Source organism: Haliovirga abyssi, from assembly GCF_030295325.1.
Taxonomy (GTDB): Bacteria; Fusobacteriota; Fusobacteriia; order Fusobacteriales; family Haliovirgaceae; genus Haliovirga; species Haliovirga abyssi.
The window spans coordinates 217,991-242,693 of the sequence record NZ_AP027059.1 but is presented as its reverse complement, the minus strand read 5'-3'; the positions used below and the strand labels follow the sequence as shown (position 1 = coordinate 242,693).

Sequence of the window (24,703 nt, the reverse complement as noted above, 5' to 3'; positions counted from 1 at the left end):
TCTCCTCATCTTATTTTCTTAATTTAGGATCCATTGCATCTCTTAATGCATCTCCAACAATATTAAATGCCATTGTAGTAAACGATATAAACAGTGCTGGCAAAATAAATAGATGTGGTGCAACTGCTAATAATTGATATCCATTATTTGCTAAACTACCCCATGATGCTATTGGTGCAGGAACTCCTATACCTATGAAACTCAAAAACGCTTCTGTAAATATCGCTGATGGTATATCTAGTGTCAAACGTACAATTATTTGCCCCATAGCATTTGGTATAAGATGCCTTAATATAATTCTAAATGAACTTGCTCCTAAAGCCACTGATGCCATAACAAACTCTTGCTGCTTTATCTTTATAACTTCTCCTCTTACAATCATAGCCATTACCATCCATGTTGTAAGTCCCATTGCTATAATAATTGTATTAACTCCAGCTCCCATAACTACCATTAATAATATTATATATATTATACTTGGTACAGCCATCATTATCTCTACAAATCTCATCATATAAAAATCTATTTTTCCACCAAAATATCCTGCAATCCCTCCATAAAGAGTCCCAACTACCCCCTCTATAAAAACAACTACAAACGCTATTGTAAATGAGATTCTTCCACCTTCCCATATTCTAGTAAACATATCTCTTCCAAAATCATCTGTTCCGAAGAAAAATCCTTTTTCAAAACTTGCTTTATCCCAAAATTTATATTGCCAATCTAGATGTTGTTCTCTAAAATCATATTTATTTAAATATGGACCTATTATTGCCATTATTATTAGTACTACTAAAGAAACTAAGAAAAACATTGCTGCTTTATTCTGTTTTAATCTTCTCCAAACATCTTTCCAATATGTCAAACTCGGCTTGTATATTTTCTCGCTCTCTTCTAAATTTTTTCCAACTAATGTAAAATCCAAATTTTTCATCTATTACTCCCTTCCTTTCCCAATTCTTACTCTAGGATCAATAAATCCATATAAAATATCAACTATTAAAACCATTACTATTAGAAGAAGTGAGTAAAAAACTGTAATTCCCAATACCATTGTATAATCTCTGTTATAAATACTTTCTACGTAATATTTCCCCAATCCAGGAATTGCGAAAACCTTTTCAATTACAAAAGAACCTGTTGTAATTGCTGCGATTAAAGGCCCTAAATAAGTAATAACTGGCATGATTGCATTTCTAAAAGCATGTTTCCAAATCACTATTTTAGAAGCTAGCCCTTTTGATTTTGCTGTTTTTATATAATCTTGATTTAAAACTTCTATCATAGAAGCTCTCATCATTCTAGCAATTACAGCTACTGCCATAAGACCTAGCGCTATTGTTGGCATTATTTTATGTGCTGGAGAATCATATCCTGCTACAGGAAGTAAACTAATACCCGCTTTTTTACTTACAAATATATCTATCCATTGTAAAGTTCCTGCAATTATAAAACTTGGAACTGAAACTCCTATAATAGCCACTGCCATTGCTCCCGTGTCTTCCCATTTGCCACGGTTAAATGCTCCTATTATTCCAAAAAATATTCCAAATATAAATGCAAAAATTATAGCTCTCATACCTAAGTCTAAGGAAATAGGATATGCTCTAGCTATTATTCTACTTACTTTTCTACCTCTTACTTTCATAGACATTCCAAAATCGCCCTTTACTATGCCACCTAAATAATAGACATATTGAACCACTAATGGTTTATCTAAATGATATTTCTTCATTAAATTAGCCTTTATTTTAGGCGGAATTGCCTTTTCACTTGCAAAAGGATCTCCTGGTAAGGCATGCATCAAAAAAAATGTAATTGTTGTAACAATCCAAAGTGTAACCACTCCAGATAATATTCTTTTTAGTATAAATTTTAACATTTATCTCTTCCTCTCTTTATTATAAACGTTAAGAATAATTCATCATATAAAAAATGGCAAATTATTTTTAATCCGTTTTTAAATTATTAATTTTATTACTTATGCAAATAAACACCTCTCCGCAAACAGCGGGGAATTGAATCCACCTTTCAATTAAAAGACAGTTTTCTTAATACCACTATATATAGTATCGTCAAAACATTTAAGCACTATCTGTAGTGGTGCTAAGAAAACTAAATCTCTTTTTACAGATAAAATATTATATTTTATTCATTATTGTATATCAGCATAAAAATGACCACCGAAGTGGTCACTCTATACTTTTCATTACAAAATTAATTTTATAAACTGACTTTTAAAACATTCTTCTTATATTTTTCAACTAAATTAATCCTCTAAATATGCCCAATAAAGATCTGTTTCCGATCCAACTGATCTAAATTTAACTCCTTTTAATTTTGGATTAACTAATCTATTTCTATTTCTATAGAATGTTACTGCTACAGGAAAATCTTTTGCAAGTATTTTTTCTGCTGCAGCCATTGCATCCATTCTAACTGCATTATCAGATGATTTTTGAGCAGTTTCTATATATTTGTCATATTCTGGATTACTCCAAGAAGTTTGGTTGTTTCCTCCACCTGTTACCCATAAATCCATATATGTCATTGGGTCTAAATAATCAGGTCCCCATCCTGCAAGAACTATTTGAAAATCTTTAGAACTCATTCTTTGAAGTCTAATTTGGAATGTTACTTGTTCTATTTTAGCTTCTATTCCAAGGTTTGTTCTTAATTGTTCTTGATAAAATTGAGCTTCTTTTGTAGCTCCATCACTTGTTCCTGTTAACATACTTACTACAACTGGTCCTGTATATCCAACTTCTTTCAATCCTTCAGCAAATAACTTTTTAGCTTCTACTGGATTATAGCTATATAATTGATTTCCATAATCTCCTCTAAATCCTTTGGCAGTTTTACCAGGGAATCCAAATGGAACCATTCCTGTTCCAGCTTTAGAACCATCTTTTTTTATTTTATTTACTAATGCTTCTCTATCTATTGCTAAAGCTATAGCTTTTCTTATTTTTACATTTTTAAATAATTTATCAGTAGTATTAAATTCAAAATACCAAACTGAACCATCACTATATGTTCTTAGATCTTTACTATCTTTATAAGCTGGTAATTGATCTCCACTTAATCCAGCTATATCTAATTCTCCATTTTTATACATATTTAAAGCTGTATTTGTATCATTAACCATTACAAATGTAACTTGATCTAATTTTATATTATCTTTATTCCAATAATTTGGATTTTTAACTAAAATCATTTTGCTATCATGATCCCATCTCTTTAAAATAAATGGACCCTCAAATAATAATGCATCTGCTTCTAACGCAAACTCTTCTTTATGTGCATTATAAAACTTTTCATTTACTGGTAAATATGTAGGAAAAGCTGTAACAGAAGCGAAATATGCTGCTGGTTTAGATAATTCTATTTCCAATGTTTTATCATCTATAACTTTCACTCCAACTTGACTAAAATCTTTTAATTTACCTTCGTTAAACTCTTGAGCTCCTTTTATATAATAAGTCATATATGCATACTCTGAAGCTGTTGCTGGATCTATTGCTCTTTTTATTCCGAAATAAAAATCATTAGCTGTTACTGAATCTCCATTTGACCATTTTGCATCTCTTAAATGAAAAAACCATTTGTTCCCTTTTATTTCCCAACTTTTTGCCATTCCTGGCATAATTCCACCATCTTTACCAATTCTTGTTAATCCTTCTGAAGTCAATCCTTTTACTTGTATTGCCACTGAATCTGTTAATAATTGTGGATCCATTGATCCAGGTTCTTGCCCTAAATTTACTGTAATTGCTTTTAAATTTTTAACCTCTTTCTTTTTGCCCAATAAGAAATCAAAAATGCCTCCAAATGACACCGCTGAAACAAACGTCATCAATAATGCGATACTCAATACTCTTTTCTTCATACAATCTCCTCCTTAGAATTTTATAACATTATTTACATTGGAACAAGTATACCATATTTTTGAACACTTGTAAAGTTTTTTTGAGAACTGTACTATAATTATTATACACATATATATTTGAACTATGACATATCATCCCTATATATATTATATAAATATTGTACCTGCTGAATGGGACGATTAATTTTAGACTGTTTTTGTTCTGATTGTTCACGTTTTTTCATTCGGCAAAAGAACATGTTTTTTCAGAAAAGAAACTTTTTCTAATGTCAAAGACTGGGTGTACAAGCTATTACAAGTAAGGGCAATTCATGAATTGCCCCTACATGGATTATGTTTTCAACGTCGCCAAAAACTAGTATTCATATTATTCTTTTACTCTTTTATTTTTTATTCTTTTACATAAAATATACCTCTTTACTATCTTTTCAAATCCAAAAAATAAAAAACCACCTATAAAATAATAGGTAGTTATATTTTTCATATGGTGGACCATACAGGCCTCGAACCTGTGACCTACCGATTAAGAGTCGGTTGCTCTGCCAACTGAGCTAATGGTCCATAATTTTATTTTGGAGCGAAAGACGAGATTCGAACTCGCGACCCCTTCCTTGGCAAGGAAGTGCTCTACCAACTGAGCTACTTTCGCAACTAACTCAGAAATAAAAAAATGGTGCGAAGAGAGGGAGTCGAACCCTCACGCCATAGGCGCTAGATCCTAAGTCTAGTGCGTCTGCCAATTCCGCCATCCTCGCACACAATATGTTGTGCTATAATTAAATTTTAAAATTAAAATGGTGCGCTATACAGGGGTCGAACCTGTGACAACACGATTAAAAGTCGTGTGCTCTACCAACTGAGCTAATAGCGCATAAAGTTTAAATAATATCAAGTTAATACTTTTTTCAGGCATACTGGCACGCCTGACAGGATTTGAACCTGCAACACACGGATTCGAAGTCCGTTGCTCTATCCAATTGAGCCACAGGCGTATCATTGTGTGCTATCTTGTGGGTTGTATCTAAAATCTGTTGGGGTGGATGACGGGGATCGAACCCGCGACCACAGGAGCCACAATCCTGTGCTCTACCAACTGAGCTACAACCACCATCTTAAAAAAATTTATAATTTTAAAAATGGTGTGCCCGACGGGATTCGAACCCATGACCTACGGCTTAGAAGGCCGTTGCTCTATCCAGCTGAGCTACGGGCACATAATTGGAGCGGGAAACGAGGGTCGAACTCGCGACATTCAGCTTGGAAGGCTGACGCTCTACCATCTGAGCTATTCCCGCATATGGTCGGAACAGTAGGATTTGAACCTACGACCCCCTGCTCCCAAGGCAGGTGCGCTACCGGACTGCGCTATGCTCCGAACTACCACTTAAGGCGAGAATGATTATATAACATTTCCAAGTATTTGTCAACACTTTTTTATTATTTATTTTTAAAAAATAAATAATAACTAAAATCACTTATATAATCCCACTTTATTTATTATCTCTTTTGCAATTTTATATGATGGTAATACTATATCTGCACCACCTCTTTTTATAGCTTCTTGTGGCATTCCAAATACAATACACGTTTCTTCTGCTTCTGCTATTGTATAACCTCCTGCTTGTTTTATTTTTACCATTCCGTTAGCGCCGTCATCTCCCATTCCAGTCATAAGTACACCTAACGTATTTTCACCAAAACTATCTAAGATTGATTCCATCATAATTCCAACAGATGGCATAAACATATGTTTTGGAACTCTAGAAAGTCTAATTACTAAATCATTATTAAAATTTTTTCTAGTCCTAATATGATAACCACCTTTTCCTATATATATAACTCCTCTTTCTACTAGCATTCCATTTTTAGCCTCTACAACTTCCATATCACAATATTTATTTAATCTTTTAGCATAAGATTCTGTAAAATTAGGCGGCATATGTTGAACCACAAATATAGCTGCATTTAAGTTTTTAGGTAATAAAGGTAATACATCATAAATATTTTTAGGCCCTCCAGTTGATATTCCTAGTGCTACAGCTTTTAATATTCCCCCTTTTTTTACTTTTACTTCTATTTCATTTAATAAAACTTCTTCTTCTTTTCTAATTTTTTTTATAGTTTTCATCTTATTAGATAATCTTTTTAGCTTTTCTCCATTATGTCCAATTAAAGCTGCTTCATAAAGAACATCACATAGTTCTTTTTGAACATCAGCCATATTTGTACTAACAGTCCCTCCAGGCTTCCCTACACAGGCAAATGCTCCTAGCTCTAATGCTTCATATGTTGTTAGTGCTCCTCTTTGTGACAAGGATGAAACTACAACTATAGGGCATATATCTTCTTCGATTATTATTTGTAATGCGGTAAGTCCATCCATCTTAGGCATATTTATATCCATTGTTACAACATCTGGTTTTAATTCTTTTACTTTATTTACTGCATCCTCTCCATCTCTTGCTGTTTCAATAACAACTAGTCGACTATCCATTTCTATAATTTTTTTTAAAGTCCTTCTCATTAATGCAGAATCATCAGCGACTATAACCCTTATTTCGTTCATTAGTTTACACCTCTTTTTTGGTTTAATTTTTTTTATTTTGGCGTTATAAATAAAGCCCCTACATTATAAAATGAATTAATACTGTAGGGGCTTGCCGTTGGCAAGCCCAGTTCTTATCTTGATGACAGGGGGGGCTCCCTTACAAATTATACTATTACATATTATCATTCATTAATTTTTAAAGTTTTTTTCTTTTTAGGCACTTTTTTCTTAGTTTCTCTCTTTTTAGTTACCGGTTTAGAACCTATTTTCCCTAAATCTTTAACCTCTTTTTCTGTCATAACATTTTCAAAATTTAATATTAAAACCATGCTATTATTATCTTTGTTTTTGTAAACGCCTTTTAAAAAGTCATTATTAACAAATCCAAGGGTTTCAACTGGTAAAATTTCATTTCTATTAACTTTTGACACATATTTTACATAATCAACTATAAATCCTATACTTACTCCTTTTACTTCTGATATTATTATTCTTGTAAATTCTCCTATCTCTTTTTTGTTTAAACTAAATCTTTTCCTCAAATCTACTACTGCAATAACATCTCCTCTTAAATTTATTATTCCTTCTACAAATTCAGGAGCTTTAGGAATTTTTGTAATATTTGATAGCCTATTTATTTCTCTAACGTCTTCAATTTCTATCCCATAAAGCGTTTTTTCTAATTCAAATATTATAAATTGCACATCTTCATCTTTTTTTATATTAGATTCATTTTCTTTAATAGAGTTTTTCGTTTCAGATAGTTTGTCTAAATTTTCCGAAACATCTGCCATTAATTTTTCTATATCCAATATTATTGTTATATTTTCATTTTTATCTTTTATTATTGATTTTATTTCATCATTCCCTTGTGTTTTCAAATATAACGGCGGTGGCAATATTTTATCTTTTTCAATATTAATTACCTCTTCTATTCTATCTACCACATACCCTATTTTATGATTTTTACTTTCAATTACTACTACTTTCGTAAATTCATCTACTTCTGTTTTTTCTGCTCCCAACTTTATTCTTAAATCTGAAATTGGTAAAATTTCTTCTCTTAATTTTATTACTCCTAGCATATATTCTGATTCTGCTGGCACTTCCCTTGGTTTTATATATCTTATTATCTCTTTTACATCTTCAATATTAAAACCATAGTCATTTTCACCTATTTTAAATGTTACAAATTTTTCTCTTACCTCTAAAATATTTTGTCTGTTTTCTGTACTTTTGTTTGAATTACCTAAATTTCCATTTGCACTGTTTCCAAATGTTTTTATTTCAATTAATTTTTCTAAATTTAGTTCCATATAAATTTCTTTATCTTTTTTTATAACATTTTTTATAAATTCACTTTCAAAATTTCCATCATTCTCTTCAATTTCATTTTCATTTACATTAATTACACCTCTCATTTTATCTACAGTTACTCCAAATTGAGTACCCTCTTTTTCTAAAATAACTATTCTTTCTTGTTCCTTATTTTCAATGCTTTTTTCAATTCCAAATTTTTCTCTTATTGATATAACCGGAACTATAATCCCCCTTAAATTTATTATCCCTTTTAAAGATTCCTCAGACATTGGAAGCTCTGTTATTTCTGGAACTCTTATTATCTCTTTTACATAAATAAGAGGGACTGCGTAATTCTCATCTTTTATTTCAAAAACAATACTTTGTCCTTCTTTAGTTGTTTTCATCTTCCGAGCCCCCTTATTCAGTTTGTAATTCATCGGCAATTGTAGCAATATCTTCTATCGCCATTGATATTTCTTCCATTGTTTTAAATTGTTTTTTTGCATCTTCCATTACAGCTTTTACAGCTTCATTTGAATCTTTAGCTGCCAATGCAATTTGTACTATTCCAGTTTTTTCTTCTTCTAAAGCATTATTTATAATCTCCATATTATTCAAAACATTTTTGTATACACCTATTAAGCTTTCTATATTTTCTCCCATATCAGTCAATATTTTTTGAGTTCCATGCGATTCTTTCACACCTATTGCTGTATATTTTGTTGACTCTGCTATATTTACACTTGTTTTTCCAATTTGTCGTTGTATTCCTTCTACTAATTCCTGAATTTGATCTGCATTTTCTCCTGAATCATTTGCCAAATTCCTTATATCATTTGAAACTACATTAAAACCTTTTCCATAATCTCCTGCATGAGCCGCTTCCACAAAACCATTTACTGCAAGCATATTTGTTTGAATTGTAACTTTATCAATTTTGTTTACAGTTTTGTTTATATTAAATCCTTTTTCTTGTAAATTCAAAATATTGTCTGATAATTCTTGAAACAAGTTATCTGAACCATCTAACCCAACAGCTATCTCTTTTATTATTCCTGTATTATTTTTTAATTCTTTTTTTACATTTTCTATATTTTCATAATCCTTTTTTATATTTTCTTGAAATATATTCATTTTTTCTTCAATTTCTATTACAATTTTTTTCCCTAACTCTGCACCTGCAGCGACTACTTCCGTTCCTTTTGACACCTGTTCTAATCCACTCATTATTTGATGAGATGTTGCTGTAACTTCTTCTATATTAGAAGAAAGCTGTTCTGCTGCAGAAGCTACTATTTCAGCAGATTTTTCCGAATCTGTAGACGTTTTTAACTCTTCTGCTATCTCCATAAGTTCTCTTGTAGCTATAGATATCTCTTCAAGAGCTTTTGCTTGCTCTTCATTTGCTTTTGCAGATTCTAAAGTTGCCGCACTCATTTGTTCTGTAGCAGCTGCTACCGTTTCTGACTCGCTCACTATTCTTTCTGACATTTTATCAATTTCGTTAAATAATCCTATATTTTCTTCTGTTTTGTTAATTATTTCAACAAAATCTTCTCTAAATTTTCTTAACGCTTCTGTTACAATTCCTCCTTTTTCAGTTTGTTTATTAGAATCATTTATTATTTCATTAATATCTTTTACTATACCATCAATATCTACTTTCATTTCATCAACCACGTCTCTAATAGTATTTGCTGATTTTTCAGAAACTTCCGCTAAATTTCTAACCTCATCAGCTACAACTGCAAATCCAGTCCCATGTTCTCCTGCTCTCGCTGCTTCTATTGCTGCATTTAATGCTAATAAATTTGTCTGGTCTGATATCATTACCACCGTTTTAACTATATCTCCTATTTTGTTTGATTTATCTTCTAATTCTTGTATCATTTTTACCGATACATTGTTTTTTTCAACTATATCTTTTATATTTTCAATTAATTCTCCTACACTTACTACCATAGTTTGAACCATTTTTTCATTCTCATTAATAGTTTCGTTTAAATCCATCATATCCTTTGTAGATGCTTTTACATTTTCATTTATCATTTTAGATGAACCTATCGCTTCTTGTGTTGCTGATGCCGCTTGATGAGATGCCGCTGCTATTTTTTCTACTGCATTAGCTAAATTTTCTCCGTTTTCTGAAACTTGTTCCACGTTTGCTGCAAGCTCTGCAGTTGCAGCCCCTATTTTTTCTGCCATGGCTTGTCTCTTTGCCATTGTTCTAGCTTTTGCTCTTTGAATCGCTAGTTTTTTTGCTGTTTCTCGTTTTTTTAAAGAATCGTCTCCATTTGTTTGTTTTGTTGTAATTCCTGTTGTAACATATTTTTTTTCACTATAATCCTCTGGACTTTCCATTTTTCTTACCATTTTAAACTACACCTCCGCTTTTTATTTTACTATTATCTCTTTTCCTCTTCTTACCTGTGTTTCGTTTTCTCTGTTCCCATACAAAGCATTTTCTATTATTAGCTCTTCACTTTGATGAGTATCTATATCTATTGCTGTAACATTTAAAACTCCATTAATATCAACATTAAAAACAACTTCAATATTAGATTCATTTTTTTTCCATTTTTTTGTAGATTTAAATTTAAAGCTACCTAAACTTATTATCTCTTCTGCTATTTTTTGTCTTATTTCTAAAATTATTTCATCTTGCTCATCAAAACTATTTGTAAATAGTTTTGATTCCACTGTTGGATATTCTCTGCCTTTGTTTAAAATTTCTACAAATTCTCCTTCATCATTTATTATTCCATATGAATGGGATAATATATCTTTAAACTCTACATCTTTTAATTTTCCTGATAAAATTCCAGCTTTTATTGCTGCTCCTTCTGCTACAACATCTTCAGGATTTATATCTTGTTTTATTTCAACTGTTGGAAATTTATTTTTTATTATATCTTTAAATTTCTTTATACGTGAAGTTCCTCCTACAAAAATAATTTTATTTAGCCAGTTATCTTCTATCTTGTTTTCTAATAAAGTTTCTTCTATTAATTTTTCAAATTTTTTAAAAAGATTTTCTGTTAATTTATAAAATATATCTTTTGTAATTGTTATATTTATGTGAATAGGCCCATTATCATTTTGTGATATATACGGTATCATAATATTTGTTTCATCCACTGTGCTCAAATCCAACTTTGCTTTTTCTGAATGTATTAATATCTGCTGCATTGCAATTGGGTCTTTTGACAAATCTATATTTTGAGTTTCCTGCACTGTTTTTAATATATAATCAGAAATTGCATTATCAAAATCCAGTCCGCCAAAATTGGTATCGCCTCCGTTTCCTATAACTTTAAAAACTCCATCTTTGATATTCATAAGAGATATATCAAAAGTTCCACCACCTATATCCAAAACCATTAAATTTGTATTATCATTAAAAATACCATATGCAATTGCTGCAGCATCAGGTTCATTTAACAAATGCACTTTTTCTATTCCTGCTAATTTTGCTGCATTTATAGTATAAAATCTTTGATTATCATCAAAATATGCAGGTACTGTTATTATAGCTTCTTTTTTTTTGCCAAAATACTCATCTGATATTTTCATTAATTTTCTTAATATCAGAGCTGAAATTTCTGCTGGGTTAAATTTTCTATCAAATATCGTATAATCTATCTCTTTTCCTATATCTCTTTTTACAAATCTAATTGTTCGCTCTGGATAAAGGTACATTTGACTTTTTGCTAATTCTCCAATTAATACTTCTAAAGAATTTTTGAAATAAACTACTGAAGGAGTAAATTTTTCTCCTCTTTCAGTGGATATAATTTTAGGTTTATTGTCTTCTCCAATGTAGGCTACTAATGAATTAACTGTTCCTAAATCAATTCCAATCAATTTTTCTTCCCCTCCTTTTCACGAAATACTTAATCTATTTGTATTATAATCTTCTTTGATTCTTAATGGCATCAAGCTAATAATCGTTTCTTTAAGTCAAACCATTTAAAAAACAAAGATTCAGCACAAAGAAAGGAGAACACAAAGTATCACAAAGAAAAACTTATATATGGGTAGAATCCATTTTTACCAATATATAATAAAAAAATTAGATACGCTTTAATCTGGTAAAGTATCAATGTTTTCTTAGTGTACCTTTGCGTACTTCGCGTCTTTGTGCTGAAATTATTTTCTTTACAAAAACTTTACACTATCGTATCTTAGAGAACTTTATATCTTTGTGCTGAATGAATTAGACTCATCTATTGCTATCTATCTCCTCTAAATTCTCTTTTGCATTAATATTTTCGTTGTCACATTCTATTGCTTTTTTTAGATATTCTATTGCTTTTTTTTCATATTCTTCTTGATATAATATTATAGCCAAATTATTATAAGCTTTTGATTTTAACTTTTCATCTTCACTTTTTAAAATAACTTGAAAATAATAAGCAAACGAAATCAAAGGGTTTTTTTCTTTTTTCGCTTTTTCAAAATAGTTATTTATATCTTCTACATCTTCTGAATTTTCTTCCATTTCACCAAAAAATAGTTTTAATCCTTTACCTAATTCCATTTTTTTCACCTGCTTTTTTCAGATACTCTTCTCCAAATTTTCTATAATCCTGTTCTCCATGAGATTTTTTTGCAAACTCAAATATAGATTTTCCATAATATGGTGCTTCTGATAATTTTATATCTTTTCTTATTGGTGAAAAAATTTTATCTTTTCCAAAAGTTTCAATTAATTCTTTCATTAAATTTTTAGCTAAATTTGTCCTTTTATTATAAAATGTTGGTAGAATTCCTACAAATTCAATTGATGGGTTCATTGTACTTTTTACTTTATAATACAGACTCATTAATTGAGAAACACCTATCATTGATAAATAGTCTGTTTTTATTGGAATTATTAATTGTGTAGCTGCTACATATCCATTTAAAGCTGTCATTCCAAAAGCTGGTTCTGTATCTATGATTATATAATCATAATCTTCTTCTATCTCTATAATAAAATCTTTTAGAACAGTTTTATTATTTTCTACATTCATAAGTTCCATATCCAATGCTGACAAATCTTGATTTGATGGTAATATATATAAATTTTCTTTTATTTTAAAAACATCATCTTTATCAATAGTTTTATTTTTTATGAATTTTACTAAACTTATATATATATTTTTTTCTTTTACTTTTGATTGTTTTAATCCTGCCCAAACTCCTAAATGCCCTTGTGAATCAAAGTCTATTAATAAAACTTTATTTTTTTCAGATAAAAAATATCCTAAATTATAAACAGAAGAAGATTTGCCTGTGCCTCCTTTTCTATTAGAAAAAACTATTATCTCTTTCATAGCTTCACTCCTTTAATGTTACAGTCGTTGTTGGATTTAATATCAAAACTAAAGAGCCATCTCCTAATATTGTTGTACCAGAAAACAGATTATTCCCTTTCAAAAAATCAGGTATAGGTTTTACCATATATTCATTTTCTTCTATAAACCCATCTGCTACTATTCCATAATTTTCTCCATCTATATCTAAAACTACTATTGGAATTAAATCATAAAAATATTCTTTATTTATAATTTCACCTAAACTCTTTCCTGTTAAAAATTTTATGTCAATTAACGGAATAGGCTCATCTCTAATTACTGCTAAATATGAATTTTTATATCTTCTAATATTTGATTTTTTTAGTTTTATATTTTCCCTTATATTTTCTAAAGGTAAAATATATTTACCTTTATCTAATTTCACCATTAGTCCTTTTATTATTGATAATGATAAAGGAATTTTTAATATAAATTTTGTCCCTTCTCCTTCTTTAGAATTTATAATGATCCTTCCTCCTAAAGATGTGATATTCGTTTTCACAACATCCATCCCTACTCCACGTCCAGATAAATTTGTAACTTTTTCTGATGTACTAAATCCTGGTAAAAATATAAATTGATATATATCTTCTGGTGTTAATTTTTCTATATCAATATCATTTATAAGTTCTTTTTCCCCAGCTTTTTGTAATATTTTATTGTGATTTAATCCTCTTCCATCATCTTCTACTTCAATAAAAATAAAGCCACCTTTATTGTATGCTCTTAACGTTACATGACCAGTTCTGGTTTTTCCATTTTCTTCTCTTTCTTCTGGCATTCCTAATCCGTGATCTACAGAGTTTCTTACCATATGAGTAAGTGGATCTGATAGCAATTCCATAATATCTTCATCTATTGCTGTTTCTCCACCTTCTATAATAAGTTCTACCTCTTTTCCTAAAGCTTTTGCACTGTCTCTTACTGTCCTTCTATATCTATTAAATAAATTTTCTATCCCTACCATTCTCATAGACATTACTATATTTTGAAATTCTAATGTAAGTCTCTCAAAATTTCCATATACTTTTTTCATTTTTCCAGAGATTTCTTTATATCCTGATACATCCTTTGTCAAATTAGCCTGCTGATTTTTTAAAGTAAGCAATTCACTAACCAAATTTACCATTTTATCAACTTTATCTTTACTAAGTCTTATCGATCTATTTGTAGCTACTTTTTTCAAAGTGGTTTCATTATCACCTTTACCATTTGATTTAATATTTATATTCTTTTTTTCTGCTTCTTCATTTTGAGATTTATTTTTTAATGGTTTTTCAACTTCAAAATCCCATTTTTTTAGCTCTTCCAGCTTATCTTTTATTTCTTGCATCTCTTCATTTTCTATACTGTTTATAATATCATTTATAAAATCTAGTTTTTCATTAAACTTTAAATTTTTCAAACTTCCTCTTAATCCCTTACTTATTCTTTTGGATTTTCCTACATTATACTCCTCTTTCTCAATAACATTTTTTTTCAAATATTCAATAAATTGATTATTAAAATTTTTCAATGTTTTAATTTTTGCAATCTTTTTTTTATCTTTTTCTTCCTGTTTATCTTCCTCTTGCTTATCTTCGTTTTGTTTTTTATTTTCTTCTTTAGATACACGATTCACTTTTTCTAAATAATCATTATTTATTTTTATAGTTTTTTCTTTTGAAGAAAGAGATCGATATATACCTTTTAAAATATCAATACCTTTATAAAAAGAATCAAAATCTTTAGAATCGTTTTCATATTCTGCTACTTGTACTAAATCCTCTAAAGAATGAGCCACTTTTTCTATTAATTTAAATATTTTTTTTGTATTTTCGTTAGTCTGTAATATTAATAATAAGCCTGCTCCTCCTTTTATACTATGGAATGCTCTCATTAAAACATTAATTTCCTCTTCAGAAAATTTATTTTCTAAATTCAATAAACTTTCTTCTGCAATTTTCAAATTATCTCCAAATTCATAAGTATATTTTTCAAAACTTTGGCTTATAATTTTATCTTCATATTCATAATTTAAATTATCAAAAACTAATTCTGATTTCTCCTCTTTTTCTCCAATAATATCCAACACTCTTTTTTTAAATTCTTCTTCTCCTATATCTACTATATCTATTGATATCTCTTTTTTATCTCCTTTACTGCTCAACGCTTCATTTATTTTCATTTCTATCTCTTTTAATAAATCTATTGAATCTAATAAAAGCGATACTATCTCATCTTTATTCTCTATATTCTCATTTTTATCTTTTAGAGTTTTTAATATTTTTTCTGTAAAAGAAGCAATAGTTGCTATAGAGTCCAAATTTGCAAATCCTACTATCCCTTTAATACTATGATATGCTCTAAAAAGTTCATCTACTATCTCATTATTACTCTCTTTTTCAAATTTCAATATAGAGCGTTCTATTGTTTCTTTATATATATCTATTTCTTCCAGTACATCAACTAATATTTCTATATTTTCCTCATCAAATTTTTTCATCATAATTAATCACCACCCAAAACCATTTTTATACTTTCTATTAATACTGATGGCTCTGTTGGTTTTACCAAATAAAAATCTACTCCAGCCTCATATCCTTCATCCCTATTTTTTTGTTCATCAATAGTTGTTATTATTCCAATTGGCAATTCATCAAAAATTTTATCTTCTCTAACTTTTTTTATAAAAGTGTACCCATCCATTATTGGCATATTCAAATCAGTTAGAACTAATTTAATCTCATCACTAAATCTATATAATTTATCCAAAGCATCTGCACCATCTACAGCATCTATAACTTCAAATCCTGCAGTTCTTAATATATATGCGTGAAAATTTCTTGTCATTTCAGAATCATCTACTATCATTATTTTCATTTTTCATCACCTCTTATTGGTTTTTGATATACCAGCTGACCACCCATTCTTTTTAATTTAAATGCAGTTGTTATCCTTGATAAAGATTCCGAATGCCCCAAATATATATATCCTCCATCATTCATCATTTTATAATATGTCTCAATAACTTTTCTTCTTGAATCACTATCAAAATATATAAGTACATTCCTACAAAATAGAAAATCAAAATCATATCCTAAAGCAAGCAATCCGTTAGAGTCTGTTAAATTTTTTTTATAAAATTTAACTTTTTCTTTTATTGAATTAATAACTCTAAAAGTTTCAGCATCATCTTGAATAAAGTATTTCTTCAAATAAGATATTGGAACATATTTTATACTTCTTTTATCATATATACCTTTTTTAGCTTTATCTAAAACATTATCATCAATATCAATTCCTACTATTTCAAAATCAACTCCTTCATCCTCTTCTAATAATTCTTTTAATATTATAGATAAAGTATATGGTTCTGCTCCAGTTGAACATCCTGCCGATAATACTCTTATTTTTTTATTAAATCTTCCTTTATTTTTTAAAACATCATCTATACCATATTCTCCAAAAACTTTTAATTGCTCAAATTCTCTAAAAAAATATGTCTCATTTATTGTAACTGAATTCATCAATTCATTCATCTCTTTTTTTGCTTTGTCAAAATATTTCAGAAAATTAATATACTCATTTACATTATTCATATTTTGAATTTCCATTCTATCTTCTATACGCTTTTTCAAAAAATATAATTTATTTTCATTTATATATATCCCTGCATAATCATAAATTATATCTCTTATTTGTCTAAATTCATTTAAACCGAATTCCATTTCAACTTTATTTTCTACTTTATTCAAATTAAATCTATTTGCTCTAAGCTTCATTATTATCACCTTCTAACAGAATTATTAAATTCTCTTTTGTATTTTCATCTTTTTCATCTTCTATCACTTTTTTTATTTCATCTTTATATTTATTAAAATCTATTTTTAAAAGTTCTTCTGTAGCACCAATTTTTAATATATCACTACCATTATGTAAGCTTTCAACTAAAATATATTCTACCTCTTCTCCTTCAAAAAGAGCTAATATATGAATAACCTCATATTTATTAGCCTCTGGTATTTTTTCTTCTAGTAGTTCTTTTAATAAATTATAAATATCCTCCCCTTTTTCATCTATCTCTTCCGGTTTTCCATTATCAATAAAATCTTTTACAATATCTATAACTTCTTTATATAATAATGAGTATTTTGATTTTAATTTTAAAATCTCTTCTATTAATTCTCCACCATTAAATTTTTTATAAAACTTCAATAATGGTGCTAAAAATAGAGCATCTACTTTTTCTATATCTGGATATATATCTTTTACTTTCATATATGAATATTTATTACCAATTAAAGATAATGTCCCCAAAATTGTTATAATTAAAAATGGAGCTTCTGCATCCTTTAAAAGTTCTGCTATATCATCAGCATATTTATATGCTTTTAACTTTCCTAAATATTCCACTGCAGTAATCACATTATTTATATCTTCGTCATCATAAAGAGCTGTTGATATAAATCCAGCTACCATTGGATTATGTGTGTTATATAATGTATCTAATGCTAACTTCCTTACATGCTTATTCTCATGATTTAACATTTTTGTAAGATTAGCAAATGGCAATTCATAGAATTGAGAGATTATATCTACCGCCACATTTCTCAAAAAAATATCATTACTTTCATAAAATTTTAATAATTTATCCACAATTTTAGGATTATTATATTTTTTCAAATAATTTACTATCTTTTCTCTAACTATCCCTTCTTTAGACTTTTCCAAATAATCTACAATTTCAACTAAATAATTTTCAAAATTTCTTTTTTCAAAAATTTCTTCTATTATATCTAGCTTTTCTTCTGTTTTCCCATTTTCTAACTTTTCTAGTAATTCTTTCATTAATTTACCCTCCTTTTTTTAGGACTATTTTCCAATCGTTTCTAAGTAAAGCTCAGAAAATTCACAACCAGAAATAATTAATTTTTTTATATTTTCTGTTATTTTTTCATTTTTTATATTATTATCAAACTTTATTTTTAAATCTTTAAATATGTCTGCAAGTAATTTTATTTTGTAAATTTTAAAAATATTTTCTATTTGATGCAATCGTGAATATATCTCCTGCATAAACATTAAATCTGTTTTTTTATCATCACTACTACTAATTTTTATTTTTAATTCTTTTATTAAATTTTCTTCATATTCGTAATCAAATTCATCTGTCATCTCAACTATCTCTTCAAGAGTAAATGGCTTAAAACTTCCCGATTCCCATTCTTCATTAATCAAATATTTATCTTTTATAGTTTTGCCATATTCAATAACTTCCGAAACTTTTATCGACTCTACATCTACAAGTTTTCTTACCCTATTTTTTAAATCTATTATTTTTTTGTTTGTAGTAAATATAACTTTAAAGTCAAATGTCTCCTCTACCTCCTCACCTTCTAATAAACTCTCATAACTAGGGTTAGAATATATTATTCTTGCCTCTTTCAATATAGATGAATATACCATAAACCCTCTTACCAAAGGCATATCTGAATTTTTATTTAATTTAATTGTCATTTCATGTAATTTCAATCCCATTTTCAAGGCAGAAGATATCATATCTTTTTTATACGAATCTCCTATAAACCTTATTTTCACTCTATTTGTAGCCATATCCCTGCTTTTTTTATCATCTTTTTTGTCATCATTAATCCCTCTTATTTTATCTAATTTCAATTTTAATTCTTCTGTCTCTGTCTCTATCTCTTTTTCTTTGCCAGTTTCCATAATTGATTTATATAATTTCTCTATTATATCTCTATCATAAAGTATAACATCAATTATTTCTTGATTTGATTCTATTTTATCTTCTCTAATATCTTGAATTAAATCTTCTACAAGATGAGATGTCGACTCCATTTTATGAAATCCCATAGTTCCACACATCCCTTTTAATGAATGAAAACTACGAAATATTCTATTTAATATCTCTTTATCTTTTCCATTTTTTTCTAATTCAATAGTATCTAATTCTAAATTTTCTAATATTTCACTTATATCACTTACAAACTCATCCATAAACATATTCATATCCATAAAATCATCTCTCTTTCATATACTTTATATATCTATTTTGCCTACTTTAATAATTTCTATAGGAATCATTACTTTAAATTCTGTACCTTTTCCAACTTCAGTAATAAAATCTATTGTTCCACCTAATCCTTCAACATATGTTTTGGTTATAGATAGACCTATGCCTATCCCACTATGACTTTTTTTATAACTCATATCTCCTTGTTCTAATATATTAAACATTCTTTCTTTTATATCTTCTGGAATCCCTATTCCTGTATCTTTTACTTTAATTTCTAACATATTTTCAACTATTCCCAAATTTATTTTTATATATCCAATTTGAGTAAATATTATACTATTTTTAACTATTTCTGAAACTATCTTTAATATTTTTTCTTTATCTCCCCAAATAATTTTGTCTCCTAATTTTTTATCATTAATTTCAAATTTCACATTTTTATTTCCTATGTTTTTTTCTTTTATATCTAAAATTCCATCAATTATCTCTTTTGTTTGAAACTTTTCAAGATTATATGTTAAACTTTTAGAAACTATCTTACTCATTAAAATTATATTTTCCAAATATTCCAAAATATTATTCATAGATTTTTTTATTATTTGTATCAAATCATTTTCTGCTGTACCTTTGCCTATCTCTTCAATTAATAAATCTAATGCTATTGAAATCCTATTTAATGGAGTTCTAAATTCATGCGAAATATTACTTAATAAACTATCTTTTATTTTATTTAAAGATTGAGATTCTTTTATCAATAATTTTAATTTTTCATTTGTAATTTTTTCATTTGTAATATCCTCTAGTTGCAAAATAAAAAATTCTTTTTCTATTTCTACTTGTTTTGTATAACTTATGGTTAAAGATATATCTCTTAAATTTCTTTTTTGTGTAACTATCCTAATATCTATTTTTTTTGTATTTTCATACTTCTTTGATTCTTTTAAACCGTTTTCTATTTTTTCTATATCATCTACATATATATTTTTTTTAAAATTTCTTTTTAAATATCTATTATCACTAATCTCTAATATATTTTTAAAACTTTCATTTTCTTCTATTATTTTCATATCTTCAGAAATTAATACTATTCCTATTGGTGATTTTTCAAAAGCTTGAAAAAATCTTTCGTGCGATTCTCTCAAACACTCTTCTAATTTTAATTTTTTAGAAATATTTTTAGCCACTTTTACTATTTTTTCATCTCCTGAATTTCTCCAAAGATATAGATGCGAATCCCAAATAATTTCTTTCCCTGATTTTTCTCTGAAATAAAATATATCATTATATCTTTTATTTTTTATAACTTTTCTCAACATTTTATTATATAATTCTTCAGAATAATTTTTACTGAATTTTGAAAGATGATGTCCTATTATATCTTCTTTATTATATCCTATTTGTTTTAATCCAACTTTATTTATATTCTCTACAATACCTGTTTTATCCATAACAATAATTGCCTCATAATTTTCTTCAAAGAAATTCATTAAATTATCCATTCTTTTCTCCTTTAAGCATATTAAAAAACCACATTCCTTTTGCCATCAATTATGAATTTTCATTTAATGATTATTTCTAATTTAAATCTCCAATCCTATATTCAGCTCAATAATTCCAATAGGCATTACAAGTTCTAACGCAATAGTTTCAACTTGACTTATCCAAGCGATTATATTTTTTCCTGTAATTAAAGTAGGTGGTGAAATATCTATTACTTTTCCCATTGACTCAAAAATTGATGCTGCATTACCTGTAATCATATTAGATAATTCTGATAATGCACTTTTTGCCATTTCATCCATTTCAACAACTTCCATTCCCATCATCATAGCGGAAACTAATTTTTTTGAAGTTTCTAAAGATAGATTATATGTTATATTCCCTTTTAATTCTCCAACAATCCCAACAACAATTGTAACTGGATATTTTGAATCTAATCTATTTTTTTTTACAATTTTACCTTTTTTTATTTCTATTATTCCAAATTGTTCCAATACATTACTTGTCCCCTTTATAAATGGGTTTATCAACTCTACATTTATCGACATAATTACACCTCCACCCCTTCAAATGCAACATTTAAAGAAATTTCTCCAAAACTCAATTTAAACTTAACTCCTATTGATGATAATTTTGGGGAATCAATCTCTAAATCATCTCCTGCGAATATACTTGGAGGAGTTAATCTTAAATTTAATTTTGAATTTTTATTATTAATCACAGTTATCCCATTTCCAGCTATCATATTGCCTATCTCAGCTAATGTTATAAATACAAAATCTGTTAATTTGCCATACTCTTCTTCATTTACTATTTCTGCTATTTTTATTGCAGTTTCTTGTTTCATATCAATTATTATATTCCCTTTCCCGCCTTCAGTAATCCCTACAATAGTAGATATCCCTTCTGATTTAAAATTAGTTTTTTGCATTTTAACTTCACTTTTTATAGGTTTTTCATCAATCATTTCATTCATAACATTTATAACTGAACTTAAAAATGGATTAATATATTCTAAATTTACAGCCATATAAATTCCTCTCCTCCCTATTATAATTAAATTATTTTTTAACACCATATTAAATTATGTATATGGATATTTGTTCTCGTAGGCCCCCCCGTGTTTGCCCTTTTTTGTTTTAAGGTATTTTAGGGTAGACACAGGGGCAATGTCATCAAGCTAAGGATTTTATAAAAACTCTACTCCTCCCTTGTTGTCGGTTTCTCTTATCTAAGAGAAACCTATAGCGTGGATATTTGGCTTTTTTAATGCTTTTTTCCCAATATTCTGCACTTTAGTTTTCTCTTATCCAAGAGAAAACGCTAAGAAGGAAGGAGTTGGACTTTTGATTTGCATTAATTCCCCTTAGCTTGATGACATTGGGGTCTACCCCTACGGGGGTTAATTTTATTCTTTCTAAATTTTAGTGTCATAACACATTTTAAGCCATTCCTAAAGTATCCATTACACTTTTAGCTAAATTTTCTTTCTTAAATGGTTTTGTTATAAAATTTCTAACTCCTTTTTCTTCAGCTTGTTTTTTTATATCATTATCTCCCATAGCACTTAACATTAATATATTGGCATTTGGATTAATTTTCATTATTTCTTCTGAAGCCGCCACTCCATCCATTATTGGCATTGTTACATCCATTGTTACTAAATCTGGATTTAGCTTTTTATACAATTCTACCCCTTCTTTTCCATTTTTAGCATCTCCTACTACCTCAAAACCTAAAGGCAACAATCCCTTTTTTATCATTTTATGAATTAATGGTGAATCATCTACAATCAATATTTTATAAGGTATTCCATTTTCCTTTACTCCTATTTTCTCATCCATATTTATATCCTCCTATATTTTTTTTAACTCAATCCCTAATTCTCCTAATTTTTCTCTTAAATTTTTTATTGTAATTGGTTTTTTCAAATACAAATCACATCCCATTTCATATGCTGTTTCTATGTTTTCTATTTCGCCTAATGCTGTCACTATTATTATTACTGATTTCTCTGATTCAATTACTTTTTTTTCTTTTTCATATTCTCTAATTTTTTTAAGAACCTCCATCCCTGTCATCAACGGCATCATTATATCTAAAAATACAATATCATAATTTTCTCTTCTAAATTTCTCAATAGCTTCTTTTCCATTTGAAGCTCCTTCGACTATAAAACTTCCTTTAAATATTCTACTCAAAAGATTTTTACTTAAATAATCATCATCTACAACTAATATTTTTTTCATAATTTTTCCCCTTTTCCCAAAACTTTTATTGCAGAATTCACAACTCTCTCATCATATAAAATTCCCTTTTTCCCCTCTATTTCTTCCATAGCAGATTTTAATCCTAAAGCTGCTCTATACGGCCTATGAGATGCCATAGCATCAATCACATCTGCTACTGCTAATATTTTACTTTCTAATGAAATATTATCTCCTTTTAACCCTAAAGGGTATCCACTTCCATTAATTCTTTCATGATGTTGTAATACAAACTCTGCTATTTCCCAAGGAAATTTTATATCTTTTAATATATCATATCCAATTTCAGAATGTTTTTTTATCAAGTTAAATTCCTCTTCCATTAGTTTTCCTGGTTTAGTTAATATTTCTATTGGAATAGCTACTTTTCCTAAATCATGCAAAATTCCAGCTATTTCCAATCCTCTTAATCTATCTTTTGAAAATCCCATCTCTTTTCCTATTTTCACAGATATTTCTGAAACAGATTTTTGATGTCCAACAGTATAAGGGTCCCTTTTTTCTACGATTTTCGACATTGTTTCTACTATATTATCAACCATTATGTCATTGTTTTTTATATTTTCTAATAATAAACTCTTAACTTCTTTCTCTACAGAGATATCTCGTGCGATTACAACAACTGTTTTGGGTTCATAACCTTCTAATAATATAAACTTCGCCTTTATAGGTAACTCATCTCCATTACTTTTGATTAATAAAGTTTCTTCTGTGAATTGTTTTTCACTATATAATTTAGATATCATCTTATTAAAGTCACATTTTATTATATCAACAACTTTCTTTTTATATAATTCTTCTCTATTGTATCCTAATACTTTTTCTAATGAACTGTTTACTTCGTAAAGAGATGTTAGTTTATCTCCCACTAATATTTGAAAACTAAAAATAAATTCTTCCATAATATTATATATTATATTTCTCAATGATAAACTTTCTAAAATTGTTTCTATTTTTTTTACTTCCATAGTTATATCTGTAAAATACCATATATATTTATTAGTCTCTATTTTATAAATTGTAATTTTAAAATTTCTTATACCTCTTTTTTTTAATTTGAATTCAACACTTGTTTTATTTAAACTCTTTTTCAAAAATTTATCTCGTATAGTTTTGCCTTTTATAAAATCAAAAATAGATTTTTCTTCTATATCTATTAACTCATATCCTGTATAGTTTTCCCCGCTTTTACTAATATAACTAATCACCCCATCATTATTAGTTATAATCACAATTTCAAAATTATTCTCAATTGTACCTATTAAATATTTTTGAACTTCATTTTTATCTTCTATATCATCAAAATAATTTTTCATATTTTCTTCTCCTATTCTGTTATTCCTTTTATAATTTCTTCAATTTTCGATACTTCAATTGGTTTTATCAGGTAACTTTCTACCTGATACCTAAATGCTTTTTTCACATGATCCATATCGCCTAATGCTGTTGTCATAACAATCTTTGCTCCATTCATTCCAAGTATCCCTTTTTCTTTTTCAAATTTTCTTATCTCTTCTAAAAATTCCATTCCATCCATCTCAGGAGTCATTATATCTAAAAAAATTAGATCGTAACTCCTTTTTTCTTCAACTTCAAGCTTATATATATCAAGCCCTTCTCTACCATTAACCGCTACATCAGATTCTCCATATTTTCTTAAATACCTTACTAATAAATTTCTACTAACAAAATCATCCTCCACAACTAAAAATTTCATTATTATTCCCCCTCTTAATTTTATATATTTTTTTATTATCTCATATAATGTTATACTTCAATTTCTATTTTTTCCTTTAAAAATCATAAAAAATAATTTTAATTGTATATAAAATATGTTAT

The 24,703-nt window shown here is 28.0% G+C and carries 21 protein-coding genes and 9 tRNA genes; all 30 read right to left on the bottom strand.

Going from position 1 to position 24,703, the window contains the following annotated elements; all coding sequences use genetic code 11:
• Window positions 1-10: 10 nt before the first annotated feature.
• Complete coding sequence (locus RDY08_RS01100; RefSeq protein ID WP_307904594.1) at window positions 11-934, bottom strand: ABC transporter permease; 924 nt, start codon at window positions 932-934, stop codon at window positions 11-13.
• Between the two features lie 3 nt (window positions 935-937).
• On the bottom strand, window positions 938-1,882 hold the full coding sequence (locus tag RDY08_RS01095) for an ABC transporter permease (protein WP_307904593.1): 945 nt from the start codon (window positions 1,880-1,882) through the stop codon (window positions 938-940).
• Window positions 1,883-2,269: 387 nt separating this feature from the next.
• A complete protein-coding gene (locus RDY08_RS01090) occupies window positions 2,270-3,889 on the bottom strand; it encodes a peptide ABC transporter substrate-binding protein (RefSeq protein ID WP_307904592.1) in 1,620 nt (539 codons plus the stop codon).
• 485 nt (window positions 3,890-4,374) lie between these two features.
• A tRNA-Lys gene (locus RDY08_RS01085) sits at window positions 4,375-4,450 on the bottom strand.
• A 12-nt stretch (window positions 4,451-4,462) separates the two neighbouring features.
• Window positions 4,463-4,538, bottom strand: a tRNA-Gly gene (locus RDY08_RS01080).
• Between the two features lie 22 nt (window positions 4,539-4,560).
• Window positions 4,561-4,644 (bottom strand) — tRNA-Leu (locus tag RDY08_RS01075).
• Between the two features lie 40 nt (window positions 4,645-4,684).
• Window positions 4,685-4,760 (bottom strand) — tRNA-Lys (locus RDY08_RS01070).
• Window positions 4,761-4,804: 44 nt separating this feature from the next.
• Window positions 4,805-4,881 (bottom strand) — tRNA-Arg (locus RDY08_RS01065).
• Between the two features lie 40 nt (window positions 4,882-4,921).
• Window positions 4,922-4,997 (bottom strand) — tRNA-His (locus RDY08_RS01060).
• A 29-nt stretch (window positions 4,998-5,026) separates the two neighbouring features.
• Window positions 5,027-5,103: transfer RNA gene (locus RDY08_RS01055), tRNA-Arg, on the bottom strand.
• Between the two features lie 5 nt (window positions 5,104-5,108).
• Window positions 5,109-5,184, bottom strand: a tRNA-Gly gene (locus tag RDY08_RS01050).
• Window positions 5,185-5,187: 3 nt separating this feature from the next.
• Window positions 5,188-5,264: transfer RNA gene (locus RDY08_RS01045), tRNA-Pro, on the bottom strand.
• A gap of 96 nt (window positions 5,265-5,360) precedes the next feature.
• The gene (locus RDY08_RS01040; RefSeq protein ID WP_307904591.1) at window positions 5,361-6,455 is read right to left on the bottom strand and encodes a protein-glutamate methylesterase/protein-glutamine glutaminase; all 1,095 of its coding nucleotides are present in this window, start codon (window positions 6,453-6,455) and stop codon (window positions 5,361-5,363) included.
• A 164-nt stretch (window positions 6,456-6,619) separates the two neighbouring features.
• On the bottom strand, window positions 6,620-8,143 hold the full coding sequence (locus tag RDY08_RS01035) for a chemotaxis protein CheW (RefSeq protein WP_307904590.1): 1,524 nt from the start codon (window positions 8,141-8,143) through the stop codon (window positions 6,620-6,622).
• A 13-nt stretch (window positions 8,144-8,156) separates the two neighbouring features.
• A complete protein-coding gene (locus RDY08_RS01030; RefSeq protein ID WP_307904589.1) occupies window positions 8,157-10,112 on the bottom strand; it encodes a methyl-accepting chemotaxis protein in 1,956 nt (651 codons plus the stop codon).
• A 21-nt stretch (window positions 10,113-10,133) separates the two neighbouring features.
• On the bottom strand, window positions 10,134-11,603 hold the full coding sequence (locus tag RDY08_RS01025) for an Hsp70 family protein (protein WP_307904588.1): 1,470 nt from the start codon (window positions 11,601-11,603) through the stop codon (window positions 10,134-10,136).
• Window positions 11,604-11,961: 358 nt separating this feature from the next.
• The gene (locus RDY08_RS01020; protein WP_307904587.1) at window positions 11,962-12,279 is read right to left on the bottom strand and encodes a tetratricopeptide repeat protein; all 318 of its coding nucleotides are present in this window, start codon (window positions 12,277-12,279) and stop codon (window positions 11,962-11,964) included.
• Window positions 12,266-13,057: a ParA family protein gene (locus RDY08_RS01015; RefSeq protein WP_307904586.1), complete on the bottom strand. Its 792-nt coding sequence runs from the start codon at window positions 13,055-13,057 to the stop codon at window positions 12,266-12,268. The genes RDY08_RS01020 and RDY08_RS01015 overlap by 14 nt, the downstream gene beginning before the upstream one ends.
• Before the next feature lie 4 nt (window positions 13,058-13,061).
• Window positions 13,062-15,566 (bottom strand): ATP-binding protein, encoded by a 2,505-nt coding sequence (locus RDY08_RS01010; RefSeq protein ID WP_307904585.1) that lies wholly within the window; start codon window positions 15,564-15,566, stop codon window positions 13,062-13,064.
• Between the two features lie 2 nt (window positions 15,567-15,568).
• Complete coding sequence (locus RDY08_RS01005; protein ID WP_307904584.1) at window positions 15,569-15,940, bottom strand: response regulator; 372 nt, start codon at window positions 15,938-15,940, stop codon at window positions 15,569-15,571.
• Complete coding sequence (locus RDY08_RS01000) at window positions 15,937-16,842, bottom strand: CheR family methyltransferase (protein ID WP_307904583.1); 906 nt, start codon at window positions 16,840-16,842, stop codon at window positions 15,937-15,939. Before RDY08_RS01000 ends, RDY08_RS01005 begins: the two co-directional genes overlap by 4 nt.
• Window positions 16,832-17,908, bottom strand: a complete 1,077-nt coding sequence (locus tag RDY08_RS00995; RefSeq protein ID WP_307904582.1) for a HEAT repeat domain-containing protein — start codon at window positions 17,906-17,908, stop codon at window positions 16,832-16,834. Before RDY08_RS00995 ends, RDY08_RS01000 begins: the two co-directional genes overlap by 11 nt.
• A 24-nt stretch (window positions 17,909-17,932) precedes the next feature.
• Window positions 17,933-19,096, bottom strand: coding sequence for an Hpt domain-containing protein (locus RDY08_RS00990; RefSeq protein ID WP_307904581.1), 1,164 nt, complete (start codon window positions 19,094-19,096; stop codon window positions 17,933-17,935).
• A gap of 24 nt (window positions 19,097-19,120) precedes the next feature.
• On the bottom strand, window positions 19,121-20,596 hold the full coding sequence (locus RDY08_RS00985; protein WP_307904580.1) for a sensor histidine kinase: 1,476 nt from the start codon (window positions 20,594-20,596) through the stop codon (window positions 19,121-19,123).
• An 81-nt stretch (window positions 20,597-20,677) separates the two neighbouring features.
• The gene (locus tag RDY08_RS00980; protein ID WP_307904579.1) at window positions 20,678-21,145 is read right to left on the bottom strand and encodes a chemotaxis protein CheX; all 468 of its coding nucleotides are present in this window, start codon (window positions 21,143-21,145) and stop codon (window positions 20,678-20,680) included.
• Window positions 21,146-21,147: 2 nt separating this feature from the next.
• A complete protein-coding gene (locus tag RDY08_RS00975; RefSeq protein ID WP_307904578.1) occupies window positions 21,148-21,627 on the bottom strand; it encodes a chemotaxis protein CheX in 480 nt (159 codons plus the stop codon).
• 412 nt (window positions 21,628-22,039) lie between these two features.
• Window positions 22,040-22,441 (bottom strand): response regulator, encoded by a 402-nt coding sequence (locus tag RDY08_RS00970; protein WP_307904577.1) that lies wholly within the window; start codon window positions 22,439-22,441, stop codon window positions 22,040-22,042.
• 12 nt (window positions 22,442-22,453) lie between these two features.
• On the bottom strand, window positions 22,454-22,846 hold the full coding sequence (locus RDY08_RS00965) for a response regulator (protein ID WP_307904576.1): 393 nt from the start codon (window positions 22,844-22,846) through the stop codon (window positions 22,454-22,456).
• Window positions 22,843-24,180, bottom strand: coding sequence for an HD domain-containing phosphohydrolase (locus tag RDY08_RS00960; RefSeq protein ID WP_307904575.1), 1,338 nt, complete (start codon window positions 24,178-24,180; stop codon window positions 22,843-22,845). Before RDY08_RS00960 ends, RDY08_RS00965 begins: the two co-directional genes overlap by 4 nt.
• Before the next feature lie 11 nt (window positions 24,181-24,191).
• Window positions 24,192-24,581 (bottom strand): response regulator, encoded by a 390-nt coding sequence (locus RDY08_RS00955; RefSeq protein ID WP_307904574.1) that lies wholly within the window; start codon window positions 24,579-24,581, stop codon window positions 24,192-24,194.
• Window positions 24,582-24,703: the final 122 nt, after the last annotated feature.

What these genes read in the sequence shown, in the direction of transcription:
- RDY08_RS01005 (WP_307904584.1), bottom strand. Translation starts at nt 15,940, where the DNA reads ATGAAAATAATGATAGTAGATGATTCTGAAATGACAAGAAATTTTCAC.
- RDY08_RS00960 (WP_307904575.1), bottom strand. Translation starts at nt 24,180, where the DNA reads ATGAAAAATTATTTTGATGATATAGAAGATAAAAATGAAGTTCAAAAA.
- RDY08_RS01010 (WP_307904585.1), bottom strand. Translation starts at nt 15,566, where the DNA reads ATGATGAAAAAATTTGATGAGGAAAATATAGAAATATTAGTTGATGTA.
- RDY08_RS00985 (WP_307904580.1), bottom strand. Translation starts at nt 20,596, where the DNA reads ATGGATAATTTAATGAATTTCTTTGAAGAAAATTATGAGGCAATTATT.
- RDY08_RS00965 (WP_307904576.1), bottom strand. Translation starts at nt 22,846, where the DNA reads ATGAAAAAAATATTAGTTGTAGATGATGATTATTTAAGTAAAAATCTT.
- RDY08_RS01020 (WP_307904587.1), bottom strand. Translation starts at nt 12,279, where the DNA reads ATGGAATTAGGTAAAGGATTAAAACTATTTTTTGGTGAAATGGAAGAA.
- RDY08_RS00980 (WP_307904579.1), bottom strand. Translation starts at nt 21,145, where the DNA reads ATGTCGATAAATGTAGAGTTGATAAACCCATTTATAAAGGGGACAAGT.
- RDY08_RS01030 (WP_307904589.1), bottom strand. Translation starts at nt 10,112, where the DNA reads ATGGTAAGAAAAATGGAAAGTCCAGAGGATTATAGTGAAAAAAAATAT.
- RDY08_RS01095 (WP_307904593.1), bottom strand. Translation starts at nt 1,882, where the DNA reads ATGTTAAAATTTATACTAAAAAGAATATTATCTGGAGTGGTTACACTT.
- RDY08_RS01040 (WP_307904591.1), bottom strand. Translation starts at nt 6,455, where the DNA reads ATGAACGAAATAAGGGTTATAGTCGCTGATGATTCTGCATTAATGAGA.
- RDY08_RS01035 (WP_307904590.1), bottom strand. Translation starts at nt 8,143, where the DNA reads ATGAAAACAACTAAAGAAGGACAAAGTATTGTTTTTGAAATAAAAGAT.
- RDY08_RS00975 (WP_307904578.1), bottom strand. Translation starts at nt 21,627, where the DNA reads ATGGCTGTAAATTTAGAATATATTAATCCATTTTTAAGTTCAGTTATA.
- RDY08_RS00955 (WP_307904574.1), bottom strand. Translation starts at nt 24,581, where the DNA reads ATGAAATTTTTAGTTGTGGAGGATGATTTTGTTAGTAGAAATTTATTA.
- RDY08_RS01000 (WP_307904583.1), bottom strand. Translation starts at nt 16,842, where the DNA reads ATGAAGCTTAGAGCAAATAGATTTAATTTGAATAAAGTAGAAAATAAA.
- RDY08_RS01090 (WP_307904592.1), bottom strand. Translation starts at nt 3,889, where the DNA reads ATGAAGAAAAGAGTATTGAGTATCGCATTATTGATGACGTTTGTTTCA.
- RDY08_RS00995 (WP_307904582.1), bottom strand. Translation starts at nt 17,908, where the DNA reads ATGAAAGAATTACTAGAAAAGTTAGAAAATGGGAAAACAGAAGAAAAG.
- RDY08_RS00970 (WP_307904577.1), bottom strand. Translation starts at nt 22,441, where the DNA reads ATGGATGAGAAAATAGGAGTAAAGGAAAATGGAATACCTTATAAAATA.
- RDY08_RS01015 (WP_307904586.1), bottom strand. Translation starts at nt 13,057, where the DNA reads ATGAAAGAGATAATAGTTTTTTCTAATAGAAAAGGAGGCACAGGCAAA.
- RDY08_RS01100 (WP_307904594.1), bottom strand. Translation starts at nt 934, where the DNA reads ATGAAAAATTTGGATTTTACATTAGTTGGAAAAAATTTAGAAGAGAGC.
- RDY08_RS00990 (WP_307904581.1), bottom strand. Translation starts at nt 19,096, where the DNA reads ATGGATATGAATATGTTTATGGATGAGTTTGTAAGTGATATAAGTGAA.